10 protein-coding genes are annotated in these 14,021 nt (G+C 64.6%); 9 read left to right on the top strand and 1 reads right to left on the bottom strand.

Translation table 11 applies throughout. From position 1 onward, the window contains the following. The first annotated feature begins 182 nt into the window (after window positions 1–182). Entirely contained in the window at window positions 183–467 is a 285-nt protein-coding gene (locus tag L6D77_RS07310; protein WP_232882559.1) for a type II toxin-antitoxin system Phd/YefM family antitoxin, read from the top strand. Beyond that, window positions 433–741 carry a Txe/YoeB family addiction module toxin gene (locus L6D77_RS07305; protein ID WP_232882558.1) on the top strand — a complete coding sequence of 103 codons (309 nt, stop codon included), beginning with the start codon at window positions 433–435 and terminating at the stop codon, window positions 739–741. The genes L6D77_RS07310 and L6D77_RS07305 overlap by 35 nt, the downstream gene beginning before the upstream one ends. Before the next feature lie 60 nt (window positions 742–801). Here the strand turns inward: L6D77_RS07305 and putA are convergent, their stop codons facing one another. After that, entirely contained in the window at window positions 802–4,755 is a 3,954-nt protein-coding gene (gene putA, locus L6D77_RS07300; protein ID WP_232882557.1) for a trifunctional transcriptional regulator/proline dehydrogenase/L-glutamate gamma-semialdehyde dehydrogenase, read from the bottom strand. Between the two features lie 361 nt (window positions 4,756–5,116). Here putA and putP point away from each other — a divergent pair, with 361 nt between their 5' ends. The 7 genes from putP (at window position 5,117) to L6D77_RS07265 (ending at window position 14,002) form a co-directional block, all read left to right on the top strand. Beyond that, window positions 5,117–6,592, top strand: coding sequence for a sodium/proline symporter PutP (gene putP, locus L6D77_RS07295; RefSeq protein WP_232882556.1), 1,476 nt, complete (start codon window positions 5,117–5,119; stop codon window positions 6,590–6,592). Window positions 6,593–6,759: 167 nt separating this feature from the next. After that, a complete protein-coding gene (locus L6D77_RS07290) occupies window positions 6,760–7,596 on the top strand; it encodes a 23S rRNA (adenine(2030)-N(6))-methyltransferase RlmJ (protein WP_232882555.1) in 837 nt (278 codons plus the stop codon). 237 nt (window positions 7,597–7,833) lie between these two features. After that, entirely contained in the window at window positions 7,834–9,591 is a 1,758-nt protein-coding gene (locus L6D77_RS07285; protein ID WP_232882554.1) for a carbamoyltransferase family protein, read from the top strand. Next, complete coding sequence (locus tag L6D77_RS07280; RefSeq protein WP_232882553.1) at window positions 9,575–10,705, top strand: glycosyltransferase; 1,131 nt, start codon at window positions 9,575–9,577, stop codon at window positions 10,703–10,705. The genes L6D77_RS07285 and L6D77_RS07280 overlap by 17 nt, the downstream gene beginning before the upstream one ends. Continuing rightward, on the top strand, window positions 10,705–11,601 hold the full coding sequence (locus L6D77_RS07275; RefSeq protein ID WP_232882552.1) for an antimicrobial resistance protein Mig-14: 897 nt from the start codon (window positions 10,705–10,707) through the stop codon (window positions 11,599–11,601). The genes L6D77_RS07280 and L6D77_RS07275 overlap by 1 nt, the downstream gene beginning before the upstream one ends. Continuing rightward, window positions 11,598–13,001: a PIG-L family deacetylase gene (locus L6D77_RS07270; RefSeq protein ID WP_232882551.1), complete on the top strand. Its 1,404-nt coding sequence runs from the start codon at window positions 11,598–11,600 to the stop codon at window positions 12,999–13,001. Before L6D77_RS07275 ends, L6D77_RS07270 begins: the two co-directional genes overlap by 4 nt. 47 nt (window positions 13,002–13,048) lie before the next feature. Next, window positions 13,049–14,002 (top strand): glycosyltransferase family protein, encoded by a 954-nt coding sequence (locus L6D77_RS07265; protein WP_232882550.1) that lies wholly within the window; start codon window positions 13,049–13,051, stop codon window positions 14,000–14,002. Window positions 14,003–14,021 lie beyond the last annotated feature (19 nt).

Raw genomic sequence — 14,021 nt, 5'->3', positions numbered from 1 at the left:
CCGGTTCCATATCCGCCTTTCCCGGCGGCGATCAGTTCTCTAAATCGTTTCAAAACTCGACCTTGCGAGTTGTACTCAAGTTTGTACAATGTTTGGCAGGTCAAGTCGCACAGCGCAGACCTGCCATCAGGCTTGTTGGCCCCCGGGAACTGATCCAGGCGCTACCTGGAAAGGAAAGAAAAATGCATGTACTGACTTTCAGCCAGGCACGCGCCGATCTGAAGCAGACAATGGACGACGTATGCAGGGACCACGAGCCGGCTGTCATCACGCGCCAGCGTGGTGAGCCGGTCGTGATGATTTCGCTCGAGGATTACAACGGCATGCGCGAGACCATGTACCTGCTGGAATCGTCTGCAAACGCCAAGCGTCTTCGTTCTTCCATTGCTCAGCTCCGGGCTGGTAAGGCCGTTACCCAGGAACTGGCACTCGATGAACGTGAAAGCCAAGCAACGAAACAAGACTGAAGCGCGAAGTACCACAAGTGTGGCCTTCACTACGGAGGGTTGGGAGGATTACGGTTACTGGCGAGTCAGTGATTTCGGGATCTTCCAGCGCATCAATGCGATGATCTGCGAGTGTTTGCGTAGCCCTTTCAAAGGTACCGGCAAGCCAGAGCCGCTCAAAGGTGACTTGTCAGGTTTCTGGTCTCGCCGCATTACTCGTGAACACCGATTGGTCTTCTTCTATGAAGCAGGAACCCTGACCATCCTGCAATGCCGTTACCACTACGACGATTAGGTCAGTACCAACGAAAAAGGAGAGCCGAGGCTCTCCTTTTTCGTTAACCGACAACCAGCGTCAGCCGATGGTCATCAGGCTGGCGTTACCGCCGGCAGCAGCGGTGTTCACACTCACCGCCCGCTCGATCACCAGGCGCTCCAGGGCGATCTGATGATCGCCGCTCGACAACCCATGCACACCAACGATCGCACCGGCACGCTTGGCCACCTGCTCGCAGATGCCGCGCAACTGGTCCGAATGGCCGTGGTGGATCACCGCGTCGAACGCCACGTCATCCTGGTTCCAGTCCGCCACCAGCTTGATCTTGCCCTGCAGCTCCTTCGGCAGGCGACCGCGCAGGCCTTTGGCCGGCTCGCCGTCCTGGAACACCGCCGAGCTACCCACCGCCAGCACCGCCGCGAACTGCGCCAGCAGGTCGGCTTCGTTGTCGGCCAGGCACAGCACGTGCTCGCGTGGCAGCACGCTGTAGCTGTTGCGCTCGCCGGTCGGGCCAGGCAATACGCGGGTGATGCCGCTCTGCGATTGTTCAGCGAACTGCTCGCACAGTGCGGCCAGGTCGCTCAGCTGGCTGCCGGCTGCCCAGGTCTTGAGCGTGTTCAGCGGCTTGATCTGCTGGTCGCGCAGGGTGGTGTCGGCTGGGCTGCGGGCATCGTCGGCCTGGAAGTGGCGGGCGATGGCGTCGGCCGGGCGGGTCGACAGCAGGCGGTACAGGTACAGCGGGCCGCCGGCTTTCGGGCCGGTGCCGGACAGGCCTTCACCACCGAATGGCTGCACACCGACCACGGCGCCGACGATGTTGCGGTTGACGTACATGTTGCCGGCGTTGACGTTGCCCACCACCTTGGCGATGGTCTCGTCGATGCGGGTGTGCACGCCCAGGGTCAGGCCGTAGCCGGAGGCGTTGATCTGCTCGATCAGCTGGTCCAGGTCTTTGCGGTTGTAGCGCACCACGTGCAGGACTGGGCCGAAGATCTCGCGCTGCAGCTCGTCGAAGCTTTCCAGCTCGATCAGGGTCGGCATCACGAAGGTGCCGCGCTTGATTTCTTCACCCTCGGCGATGGCCACCTGGTACACGGTGCGGCCTTTGTCGCGCATGCCCTGGATGTGCTTCTCGATGCCGGCCTTGGCTTCGGCGTCGATCACCGGGCCAATGTCCACGGACAGGCGCTCGGGGTTGCCCAGGCGGCTTTCGGCCATGGCGCCCTTGAGCATCTCGATCACGCGGTCGGCGGAGTCTTCCTGCAGGCACAGCACGCGCAGGGCCGAGCAACGCTGGCCGGCGCTGTCGAAGGCCGAGGACACCACGTCGATCACCACCTGCTCGGTGAGGGCCGAGGAGTCGACGATCATGGCGTTCTGGCCGCCGGTTTCGGCGATCAGCGGGATTGGGCGGCCCTGGTTGTCCAGGCGGCCGGCGATGTTGCGTTGCAGCAGGCGGGCGACTTCGGTGGAACCGGTGAACATCACGCCCTTGACGCGCTCGTCACCGACCAGGCCGGCGCCGACGGTTTCGCCCTGGCCTGGCAGCAGTTGCAGCACGCCTTCAGGGATACCGGCTTCGAGCATCAGGCGCACGGCCTGGGCGGCGACCAGCGGGGTCTGTTCGGCGGGCTTGGCCAGTACCGGGTTGCCGGCGGCCAGCGCTGCGGCCACCTGGCCGGAGAAGATCGCCAGCGGGAAGTTCCACGGGCTGATGCACACCACCGGGCCCAGCGGGCGGCAGTTGTCGTTGCGCAGGTCGTTACGTGCCTGCACCGCGTAGTAGCGCAGGAAGTCCACCGCTTCGCGCACTTCGGCGATGGCGTTGGCGAAGGTCTTGCCGGCTTCGCGTACCAGCAGGCCCATCAGCGGCTGGATGTCGGCTTCCATCAGGTCGGCGGCACGTTCCAGGATCGCGGCGCGCTCGGCCGGCGGGGTGGCCTGCCAGATCGGCGCGGCGTTCAACGCGCACTGGATGGCGTTGTCGACGTCGGCAACGGTGGCTTCCTGCACGTGGCCGACCACATCGCGGTGGTCCGATGGGTTGAGTACCGGTGCCGCGGCTTGCTCGCTGGCGGCGCAGGCCAGCAGCGGGGCGGCTTTCCAGTCGTTGTGGGCAGTGGCCAGCAGGGCGCAGGACAGCGACGCCAGGCGGTGTTCGTTGGCCATGTCGATACCGGCCGAGTTGGCCCGCTCGCTGCCATACAGCGCACGCGGCATCGGGATGCGCGGGTGCGGCAGGCCGATGCTGCCTTCCTGGGTGCCCATGCGCTCGATGCTGGCGACCGGGTCGGCGACCAGTTCCTGGATCGAGATCGAGTGGTCGGCGATGCGGTTGACGAACGAGGTGTTGGCGCCGTTTTCCAGCAGGCGGCGTACCAGGTAGGCCAGCAGGGTTTCGTGGGTACCGACCGGGGCGTACACGCGGCACGGGCGGTTCAGCTTGCCTTCGGAGACCTTGCCTACAACTTGTTCGTACAGCGGCTCACCCATGCCGTGCAGGCACTGGAACTCGTACTGGCCCGGGTAGTAGTTCTGCCCGGCGATGGTGTAGATGGCCGACAGGGTGTGGGCGTTGTGGGTGGCGAACTGCGGGTAGATGGCTTCCGGGACCGCCAGCAGCTTGCGGGCACAGGCGACGTAGGACACGTCGGTGTACACCTTGCGGGTGTACACCGGGTAGCCTTCCAGGCCTTCGACCTGGGCGCGCTTGATCTCGCTGTCCCAGTACGCGCCTTTTACCAGGCGGATCATCAGGCGGTGGCGGCTGCGCTTGGCCAGGTCGATGACGTAGTCGATCACGTACGGGCAGCGCTTCTGGTAGGCCTGGATCACGAAGCCGATGCCGTTCCAGCCAGCCAGCGACGGCTCGAAGCACAGGCGCTCGAGCAGGTCCAGCGACAGCTCCAGGCGGTCGGCCTCTTCGGCGTCGATGTTCAGGCCGATGTCGTATTGCTTGGCCAGCAGGGTCAGCGACAGCAGGCGCGGGTACAGCTCGCTCATCACGCGCTCGTACTGGGCGCGGCTGTAGCGCGGGTGCAGGGCCGAGAGCTTGATCGAGATGCCTGGGCCTTCATAGATGCCACGCCCGTGCGACGCCTTGCCGATCGAGTGGATCGCCTGCTCGTAGGAGGCCAGGTACTTCTGTGCGTCGTGCTCGGTCAGCGCGGCTTCGCCGAGCATGTCGTAGCTGTAGCGGAAGCCCTTGGCTTCGAACTTGCTGGCGTTGGCCAGGGCTTCGGCGATGGTTTCGCCGGTGACGAACTGCTCGCCCATCAGGCGCATGGCCATGTCGACGCCCTTGCGGATCATCGGCTCGCCGCTCTTGCCGATGATGCGGGTGAGCGAGGAGGTCAGGCCGGATTCGTTGTGGGTGCTGACCAGCTTGCCGGTCAGCAGCAGGCCCCAGGTCGCGGCGTTGACGAACAGCGACGGGCTGTTGCCCAGGTGCGGCTGCCAGTTGCCGGTGCTGATCTTGTCGCGGATCAGCGCGTCGCGGGTGCCTTTGTCGGGGATGCGCAGCAGGGCTTCGGCCAGGCACATCAGTGCCACGCCTTCTTGCGAGGACAGGGAGAACTCCTGCAGCAGGCCCTGGACGATACCGGCACGGCCACCGGCGCTCTTCTGGTTGCGCAGCTTGTCGGCCAGGCTGGCGGCCAACTTGTTGGTGGCTTCGGCCTGGGCGGCCGGCAGGCGCGCCTGCTCCAGCAGCATCGGCACCACTTCCGGCTCGGGGCGGCGGTAGGCGGCGGTGATCGCCGAGCGCAGCACCGATTGCGGCAGGATGCTTTCGGCGAACTCCAGGAAGCACTGGTGGGCGTGGTCGGTCGGCGCTTCGCCGGCCTCGTCGCCCAGGTTGACGGCGTGGCCGTTGAGGTCGTTCAGGGTGGCGCCACCCTCGAGCTTCTCGAGATAGTTGAAGATCGCTTGCTTGATCAACCAGTGCGGCGTGCGGTCGATGGACTGCGCAGCTGCCTTGAGTCGCTCACGGGTTGGGTCGTCAAGTTTGACCCCAAGGGTGGTCGTCGCCATTTCTTATCCTCGTTATTGGCCACGGGTGTGACCTAAGCTGGAGGCAAGATTAGCCTGTAGGACAATTCGGGTGCAACCGGGTGCAACCCGAAATTTTGACGGCAAAGGTGCAACTCGTCTGAAGGGCGTTTCCGTACAGCGGAAAAGGTCTTTCTCGGTGCTTTTTGTTATGGAAAACGCTGTTTTTGCTCCGAAATGGAGCAAAAACACGGTTTTAGTGGAAAATGCAGGAACGGGTGCAACTTGCAAATGAAAAGTGGTTGCACCTCGTTCATGTTGTTGCATAGGATGCGCCGCCTGGGTGCAACCGTCGTCACGCACGGCGGTCGCTGGAGATAAAAACAACGCCAGGGCACAACTCATGGGCAATCCTCTAACCATCACCTTCGTGGTGTACATCGCGGCAATGGTGCTGATCGGCTTCGCCGCCTATCGCTCCACCAACAACCTTTCCGACTACATCCTCGGTGGCCGCAGCCTCGGCAGCGTGGTGACCGCGCTTTCCGCCGGTGCCTCCGACATGAGCGGCTGGCTGCTGATGGGCCTGCCGGGCGCCATCTACTTCGCCGGCCTCTCCGAAGCCTGGATCGCCATCGGCCTGACCGTCGGCGCCTACCTCAACTGGTTGTTCGTTGCCGGCCGTCTGCGCGTGCAGACCGAGCACAATGGCGATGCGCTGACCCTTCCGGATTATTTCTCGAGCCGCTTTGAAGACAACAGCGGTGTGCTGCGGATCATCTCCGCCATCGTGATCCTGGTGTTCTTCACCATCTATTGCGCTTCGGGCATCGTCGCCGGCGCACGCCTGTTCGAAAGCACCTTCGGCATGTCCTACGAAACCGCCCTGTGGGCCGGTGCCGCGGCCACCATCGCCTACACCTTCGTCGGTGGCTTCCTGGCGGTCAGCTGGACCGACACCGTACAGGCCTCGCTGATGATCTTCGCGCTGATCCTCACGCCGATCATCGTGCTGATCTCCACCGGTGGCTTCGACACCACCTTCCTCGCCATCGAGGCGGTGAACCCGGCGCACTTCGACATGTTCAAGGGCGCTACCTTCATCGGCATCATCTCGCTGATGGGTTGGGGCCTGGGCTACTTCGGCCAGCCGCACATCCTGGCGCGCTTCATGGCCGCCGACTCGGTGAAGTCGATCGCCAACGCCCGCCGCATCTCCATGACCTGGATGATCCTGTGCCTGGCCGGTACCTGTGCCGTGGGCTTCTTCGGCATCGCCTACTTCTCGGCGCACCCGGACCTCGCAGGTCCAGTCACCGAGAACCATGAGCGCGTGTTCATCGAGCTGGCCAAGATCCTGTTCAACCCATGGATCGCCGGTGTGCTGCTGTCGGCCATCCTGGCGGCGGTGATGAGCACCCTGAGCTGCCAGCTGCTGGTGTGCTCCAGTGCCCTGACCGAAGACTTCTACAAGAGCTTCCTGCGCAAGAACGCTTCGCAGCAGGAGCTGGTGTGGGTCGGCCGCCTGATGGTGCTGGCCGTTGCGCTGATCGCCATTGCCATGGCCGCCAACCCTGAGAACCGCGTGCTGGGCCTGGTGGCCTACGCCTGGGCTGGCTTCGGTGCCGCCTTCGGCCCGGTGGTGCTGCTTTCGGTGCTGTGGAAAGGCATGACCCGCAATGGCGCGCTGGCAGGTATCGTGGTCGGTGCGCTGACCGTGATCCTGTGGAAGCAGCTGGGTACCGGTCTGTACGAGATCATCCCGGGCTTCCTGTTCGCCAGCATCGCCATCTTCCTGGTGAGCAAGCTGGGCAGCCCGTCGAACAGCATGGTTTCGCGTTTTGAAACCGCTGACGCGCAGTATCACGCCGACAAGTAATACCTGCTGAATCGGCGTCGCCTTCATCGCCGGCAAGCCGGCTCCCACAGAGGTCACATTGAACCTGTGGGAGCCGGCTTGCCGGCGATGCGGCTCAAACCGCTCGACCGCCGCACCTGACGTCTCCTTCGCGACAAGGTAAACTTGCCGCCCCCGCAGGAGCCGCCATGAACTATCGTCACGCCTTCCACGCCGGCAACCACGCCGACGTCCTCAAACACATCGTGCTCACCCGCCTCATCGCCCTGATGTCGCGCAAGGAGCAGCCGTTCGCCTATATCGACACCCACGCCGGGCTTGGCCTGTACGACCTGCAGGGCGACCAGGCAAGCCGCACCGGTGAATACCTCGAAGGCGTTGCCCGCCTGTGGAATCGCGATGACCTGCCGGCTGTTACCGCCGACTACATGGGCGTCATCAAGCGCCTGAACAAGAACGGCGAGCTGCGCTACTACCCGGGCTCGCCCGAGCTGGCTCGGCGCCTGATGCGCGAGCAGGACCGTGCGCAGCTCAACGAAAAGCACCCTGAAGACGGCGTGCTGCTCAAAGAGAACATGAAGAAAGACCCGCGCGTTACCGTGCACCTGGGCGAGGGCTGGCACATTCCGCGGGCCCTGCTGCCGGTGCAGGAAAAGCGCGCGATCATGCTGATCGACCCGCCGTTCGAGCAGGCCGACGAGCTCAAGCGCTGCACCGTGGCGATGAAAGAGGCGATCGGCCGCATGCGCCAGACCGTCGCGGCGATCTGGTACCCGATCAAGGACCAGCGCTCACTGACCCGCTTCTACCAGGACCTGACCAGCACCGGCGCGCCCAAGCTGCTGCGGGTGGAGCTGTACGTGCACCACCAGGACAGCCCGCAGGGCCTGAACGGCTCGGGCCTGGCCATCGCCAACCCGCCGTGGGGCCTTGAGGACGAGCTCAAGGAGCTGCTGCCTTGGCTGGCCAAAGAGCTGGCGCAGACCGCCGGTAGCTTCCGCATGGACTGGTTGATCGCCGAATAGTCCGGCACCACGCCCTTTGCAGGAGCGGCCTCGTGCCGCGAAAGGGCCGCAAGGCGGCCCCGGCGATGCTCGCAGAGAAGCTCAAACCCTGGGGCCGCTTTGCGCCCCTTTCGCGGCACAAGGCCGCTCCTACAACGACCGTGCAGTGCATGTCGTTTGCGTTATAATCCCGCCCTTTAGCCGCCATCCGCCCAACGGGTCGCTGGCGCACTTCTACCGATTTGAGAGGCTAACCCCTTGGCACTGACGATTCTTGGCCTGTCCGGCGCCCTTAGCCATGACCCTTCCGCGGCCCTGTACATCGACGGCAAGCTGATTGCCGCCGCCGAAGAAGAGCGCTTCGTGCGTGACAAGCATGCGAAGAACCGCATGCCCTACGAGTCGGCGAAATTCTGCCTGGAACAGGCCGGCATCAAGCCGTCGGACGTCGACGTGGTGGCCATTCCCTTCGCCCCGATCAGTCTGTTCGGCAAGGCCCGCTGGCACTATGCCAAGCGCTACTGGTACGCCCCGGACCGCGCCCTCGACGCGCTGCTGATGGGCAACCGCCGCTACAAGCGCTACCGCAAGAAGATCGTCTGGTGCCTGGAGCAACTGGGCTTCGACCCGAAGAAGATCAAGATCGAGCCGGTCGAGCACCACCTGGCCCACGCTTCCAGTGCCTACCACTGCTCGGGCTTCAAGGAGAAGACCGCGATCCTCGGGATCGACGGCAAGGGCGAATACGCCACCACCTTCTTCGGCTACGGCGAGAACGGCAAGATCCACAAGATCAAAGAGTTCTTCGACCCGGATTCGCTGGGTGGCCTGTACGGCGCGATCACCGAGTTCCTCGGCTTCGAAATGCTCGACGGCGAGTTCAAGGTCATGGGCATGGCGCCGTACGGCGATGCCAGCAAATACGACTTCTCGCGCCTGGCCAGCTTTGAAAACGGCGAACTGGTGATCAATACCGAGTACGCCAACGTCATCGGCCTGCGCCGCTATAAAGAGCAGGGCAAGGGCTTCTACTTCTCGCCCAAGCTGATCGAGTGGCTGGGCCCGAAACGCGAAGGCGACATCGCCGACGAGCCGTACATCCACTACGCGGCCAGCATGCAGGCGCTGTTCGAGAAACTCGCCCTGCAGATGATCGACCACTACCTGGGCGACACGCTGAAAGAAACCGGCAAGCTGGCCTTCGCCGGCGGCTGTGCGCTGAACGTCAAGCTGAACCAGAAGATCATCGCCCGCCCGGACGTCAAGGAGCTGTTCGTGCAGCCGGCCTCCGGCGATGCCGGTACCGCGGTCGGTGCGGCGGCCTATGTGTCCCACGCCCGCGGCGTGCCGGTCGAGAAGATGGAACACGTCTACCTCGGCCCTGCGTACTCCAACGAGGACGTGATCGCCGCCTGCGCCCGTCACCCGAGCAAACCGGTATGGCGCAAGCTTGAGAACATGCCCGAGCAGATCGCCAAGATCATGGTCGACGGCAACCCGGTGGCCTGGTTCCAGGGCCGCATGGAGTTCGGCCCGCGTGCCCTGGGTGGTCGTTCGATCATCGGTTGCCCGAGCGTGCCGGGCGTGGCCGACCGCATCAACCACCAGATCAAGTTCCGCGAGCGCTGGAGGCCTTTCTGCCCGTCGATGCTCGACACCGTCGCGCCGCAGATGATCAAGATCGACCACCCGGCACCGTTCATGACCTTCACCTTCGAAGTGGCTGAAGAGTGGAAGACCCGCGTGCCGGAAGTGGTCCACGAAGACGGCACGTCCCGTGCCCAGGTGCTCAAGCGCGAGTACAACCCGCGCTACTACGACATGATGAAGGCGCTGGAAAACCTCACCGGCAACGGCGTGTCGCTGAACACCTCGCTCAACCGCCGTGGCGAACCGATGATCTGCTCGCCGACCGATGCGCTGAACATGTTCTTCGGCTCGGACCTGCAGTACCTGATCATGGAAGACATCCTGGTGGTCAAGGACGGCGCTGCGCCTTATGACCAGCCGCTCTGAACCGCGGATCCTGCAGTTCTGCCACGGCTATGACGGGCCGTTCCTCGATTGCGCCCGTCAGTACGCCAGCCTGTTCCAGGGCAGCGGCTACAAGGTCACCACCGTGTTCCTCACCGGGGCAGCCGATGCGAAAGTAGCGGCCGGCTGCGCCTCGGACGAGGTGCTGTTCCTGGAGTTCAGCTCCAAGGCCGTGCGCGGCCTGAAGCTGGGCGCCATCGCTGCGCTGCGCAAGATCGCCGCGCAGCGCAACTTCAGTTTCTGCATTGCCCACCGCTTCAAACCGATCTATGTCGCGCTGCTGGGCACCGGCTTGCCGGTGATCGGCGTGCACCATGCCTTCGGCGACTACGAGCGCAAGGGCCGGCGCCTGTTCGCCAACCTGTTCCGCAAGCGCCTGAGCCTGCTCGGCGTGTCGGACGCCGTGCGCGACGACATGCGCCGCTGCCTGGCGCAGTGGCCTGCCGAGCGTATCCAGACCCTCTACAACCGCATCGATGTCGAGGCGCTCCAGGCTAGCCTGGTGCCGCGCAGCGAGGCGCGCCGGGCGCTGGGGCTCGACGAGCAGGCCTGGGTGGTCGGCAACGTCGGCCGCCTGCACCCGGACAAGGATCAGGCCACGCTGTTGCGCGGCTTTGCCGAAGCGCTGCCGGGGCTGCCGGCCGGTGCGCGCCTGGCGATCCTGGGCAAGGGCCGCCTGGAGTCGAACCTCAAGGCGCTGGCCGCCGAGTTGGGGATTGCCGCCCAGGTCGACTTCCTCGGCCAGGTGCCGGATGCCCGTCGTTATTTCAAGGCGTTCGATGTCTTCGCGTTGAGCTCCGACCATGAGCCGTTCGGCATGGTCCTGCTCGAAGCCATGGTCGCCGGCGTACCGCTGTTGGCTACGGCCTGCGGCGGTGCGCGCGAGGTGGTCGAAGGGGTGGGCGTATTGTTCGCGCTGGGTGACACCACGCAGCTGGCCCAGGGCCTGAAGCACCTGGCCGGGCTGGATGCGCAGCAGCAGGCGGCCTGTGCCCAGCACATGCTGCAGCGCCTGGGTGAGCGGTTCAGTGATCGGGCGGTACGCGAGACGTTCTGGCAACTGCCGCAAGTCCGTGCACTGGTTGCGGAGGCCTGATGCTCAACTTTATCCAAGGCTGGCGCGAGCGCGGCTGGCAGGTCATCGATGCGGCTGCTTACAGCGAGGCCTGGCAGCGTTTTGGCGGCAGTGTCGCCACGCACCCGCGGGTGATCGAGCAACTGGCCGACCTGGCGCAGATCCCGGTGCGTTACCTCGGTTATCCACAGGGTGGTGAAATCAAGGCCGCCTTGCCGGTGTGGGGGCGCCACCTGGCGCTGTCCAAGGACGTGCTCAAGCGCCATGGCAAGAAAGGCCTGTTCGACCTGGGCAATGCCGAGATCATCCTGCCGGCCGCCGCCGATGCGGCCGCGCCGCTGCGCCATGCCGGGCGCTATCTGTCGGAGCTCAACCAGGGCCGCTTCAGCGGCCTCAAGGCACAGCCCGAGCAGTTGGCCATGGCCCGCCCGCATGAGGACCTGTCGAAGAAGTTCCGCTACAACCAGCGCCGCGAACTGCGCCTGCTGGAAGAGGCGGGCGGGCAGGTGCGGCCGATCAGTGAGTTCACCTCGGCGCAGATCGCCGCCATGTACTGCGACTTGTTCCAGCGCCGCTGGGGCTTCCCGGCCACCGGTGCGGCGCACATGGCCGGGGTGGTCGAGCGCCTGCGTGAGCTGCTGGTCGGTTCGGTGCTGTTCCTCAACGAAGCCCCCATCGCCATCCAACTGATTTATCGCGTCGAAGCGCCGCAGTGGATCAGCGTCGAGTACGTCAACGGTGGCGTCGACCCCGAGACCAAGGCGTTCAGCCCCGGCAGCGTGCTGAGCTTCCTCAACACCCAGGCCGCCTGGGAGGATGCCAACACCCGTGGCAAGGCGCTGCGGTTCTCCTTTGGCCGTGCCGACCGTGAGTACAAGGACCGTTGGTGCAACCCTGTGCCGGTATTCCAGTCGTGAGCCGCAAGCAGCAACTGCTCAAGCGCCATCGGCGCAACAAGCGCCTGGGCCTGTTGACCGCGCTCGTGCTGCTGATTGCACTGGGCGTGTTCAGCTGGTGGTGGCTGCCGCTGTTGCTGCTGCCGCTGCTGTGGGCGGCCCACGAGGCGTGGTTCGCTGACCACCTGTTCTATGCGCCCGGTGAAGACTACGCCTACCGTTTTGGCGAGCAGACCCGCGAAGCGGGCGCGACGCTGCAAGGTGATCTGCTGCGCACCGATGCTGTCTTGCAGGGCGACGAGACACTGGTCCTGGAAGTGGCCATCAAGAGTGGCTGGCTGGGGCGCTTCCTCGATCCGCGCGTCGAGCTGCTGGGTGGCACGGATCAAGATGTGCAGACCTTCGAGCGCGGCGCCAACGGCGTGCGTTATCTCAACCTCACCGGCCTGGCCGAGCCGCTGGCGGCGGGCACGTTGCACCTGCGCGGGCGCCATTGCCGGCTGCAGGGTACACCGCGCCTGTGGATAACCCCGGCCATCGAGCTGCGCAAGCGGCGGGTGATGGTGATCGCACCCCACGCCGACGACGCCGAACTGGCCGCCTACGGCCTGTACAGTCAGGCCGAGGAAACCTGGGTGGTGACCCTGACCGCTGGCGAGATCGAAGCCGAGCACTACCAGCAGATGGGTATGCAAAAGGCCGAGGCTGCGCGGCTCAAGGGCCGGCTGCGGGCATGGGACAGCATTGCCGTGCCACGCTGGGCAGGGGTGCCGGAGTCGCGTTGCGTGCAGTTGGGCTACTTCTGCCTGCAATTGCCCGCCATGCAGGCGGCGCCGGGTCAGGCCCAGGGTTCGCGTGAAGCGGACATGGCCGATATCCGCCCGTTCCGCTGCTTCAACCCGTTCCCGCTGCCCGCCGATGCTGACGGCGCTCCCACCTGGAACAACCTGCTGGCCGACCTGCGCGCCTTGCTGGCGCTGGCCAGGCCGCAAGTGCTGGTGATGCCGCACCCGACCCTCGACCCGCACCCCGACCACATCTGCGCCCAGGCTGCCGTGCGCGAAGCGCTGCAAGGCCTGGCCTGGCAGCCCGAGACACTGCTGTGCTATGCCAACCACCTGCACGACAACGACCGCTGGCCGATGGGCGACAGTGGCGACGGCGTGGCCTTGCCGCCGCAGCTGGAAAGCAGCGAAGCCTGGGCGCCCTGCAGCCTGGTACTGGACACCGCAACCCAGCGTGACAAGGCCATGGCCCTGGGCATGATGCATGACCTGCAGCCCCCGGCTGCGTTCAAGCGCCGCTTGCGCCGTGTGCTGCAGCGCTGGCTGGCGGGCCGCCACCCATCGCCTTATGGCGAGAACGAATTCTTCCGCAAGGCCGTGCGCCGGCACGAGTTGTTCTGGCGCCGCGACCTGTGAGCATGACCCATGATGACCGCGATAGCGCCGAGCGCCCAAGGAACGCAATGAAAGTCCTATTTCTGGTGCAGAAGGAACAACGGGCAATTCTCGACCGCCTGTATGACGGCGTCGCGGCCCACTGCGACTGCGACCTGCGTTGGGTGAGCGACGAAGACCAACGCAACCTGCGCCGCTACTTCAAGCGCGAAGTGGACGTCACGCGCTATGACCGCATCGTGTTCTTCCTGCGATTCAAGCAGGAGATCCGCCAGGTAGCGTTCATTCGCAGTGTCCCCAACCTGGTGATTCTCGAGCACGACGCCTACCAGAACTACATCCCCTGCAAGTACACCGGCAAGTTCAGTGCGCACTACCGCCAACTGCCGTGGGCGCGGGTGATCAGTTCCGGTTACATGGTCAGTGAACGCTTGCGCCAGGAAGGCTTCGACGCGGTGTTCGTGCCCAAGGGTTACGACGAGCAGTTGCTGGCCGACCAGGGGCGTGAGCGCGATATCGAGCTGGCCTTCGTCGGCAGTACCAACAGCGTGGCCTACAGCGGCCGCAAGGCGCTGTTGGACGAGTTGGGGCAAGTAGAGAACCTGGTGGTGACCCGCACCAAGTCGGGTGAGGACTACTGCAATACCCTCAACCGCATCCGCTTTTTCGTCAGTGCCGACGTGGGCATGGGCGAATACATGATCAAGAACTTCGAGGCCATGGCCTGTGGTTGCGTGCTGCTGGCGTACGACCAGGGGGAGGAGGAAAATCGAGCCCTGGGCCTGGTCGACATGCACAACGTGGTGCTGTACCACAGCATCCCGGCACTGCAGGCCAAGTTGCAGCAATTGCGCGAAGATCCAGCGCTAGCGGCGCGTATCGCCGACAATGGGCGCGAGTTGGCAACATCACGCTTCAGCTTTGCGCAGGTCGGGCGAAGCATTGTCGAACATATGGAGCCCCCTCTGCGGCCGCATCCGCCGCTGACCTTCTGGCAGCGATTGCTGATGCGCATCGCTTGATCGAATGGTTGGCTGGCTG

Origin of the sequence: Pseudomonas parasichuanensis, assembly GCF_021601385.1 — a bacterium.
GTDB lineage: Bacteria > Pseudomonadota > Gammaproteobacteria > Pseudomonadales > Pseudomonadaceae > Aquipseudomonas > Aquipseudomonas parasichuanensis.
The sequence above is the reverse complement of the archived record's forward strand: the minus strand, read 5'-3'. Positions and strand labels throughout refer to the sequence as shown.

Coding starts and splice junctions, on each gene's coding strand:
- L6D77_RS07310 (WP_232882559.1), top strand. CDS start 183: ATGCATGTACTGACTTTCAGCCAGGCACGCGCCGATCTGAAGCAGACA.
- L6D77_RS07305 (WP_232882558.1), top strand. CDS start 433: ATGAACGTGAAAGCCAAGCAACGAAACAAGACTGAAGCGCGAAGTACC.
- putA (WP_232882557.1), bottom strand. CDS start 4,755: ATGGCGACGACCACCCTTGGGGTCAAACTTGACGACCCAACCCGTGAG.
- putP (WP_232882556.1), top strand. CDS start 5,117: ATGGGCAATCCTCTAACCATCACCTTCGTGGTGTACATCGCGGCAATG.
- L6D77_RS07290 (WP_232882555.1), top strand. CDS start 6,760: ATGAACTATCGTCACGCCTTCCACGCCGGCAACCACGCCGACGTCCTC.
- L6D77_RS07280 (WP_232882553.1), top strand. CDS start 9,575: ATGACCAGCCGCTCTGAACCGCGGATCCTGCAGTTCTGCCACGGCTAT.
- L6D77_RS07275 (WP_232882552.1), top strand. CDS start 10,705: ATGCTCAACTTTATCCAAGGCTGGCGCGAGCGCGGCTGGCAGGTCATC.
- L6D77_RS07265 (WP_232882550.1), top strand. CDS start 13,049: ATGAAAGTCCTATTTCTGGTGCAGAAGGAACAACGGGCAATTCTCGAC.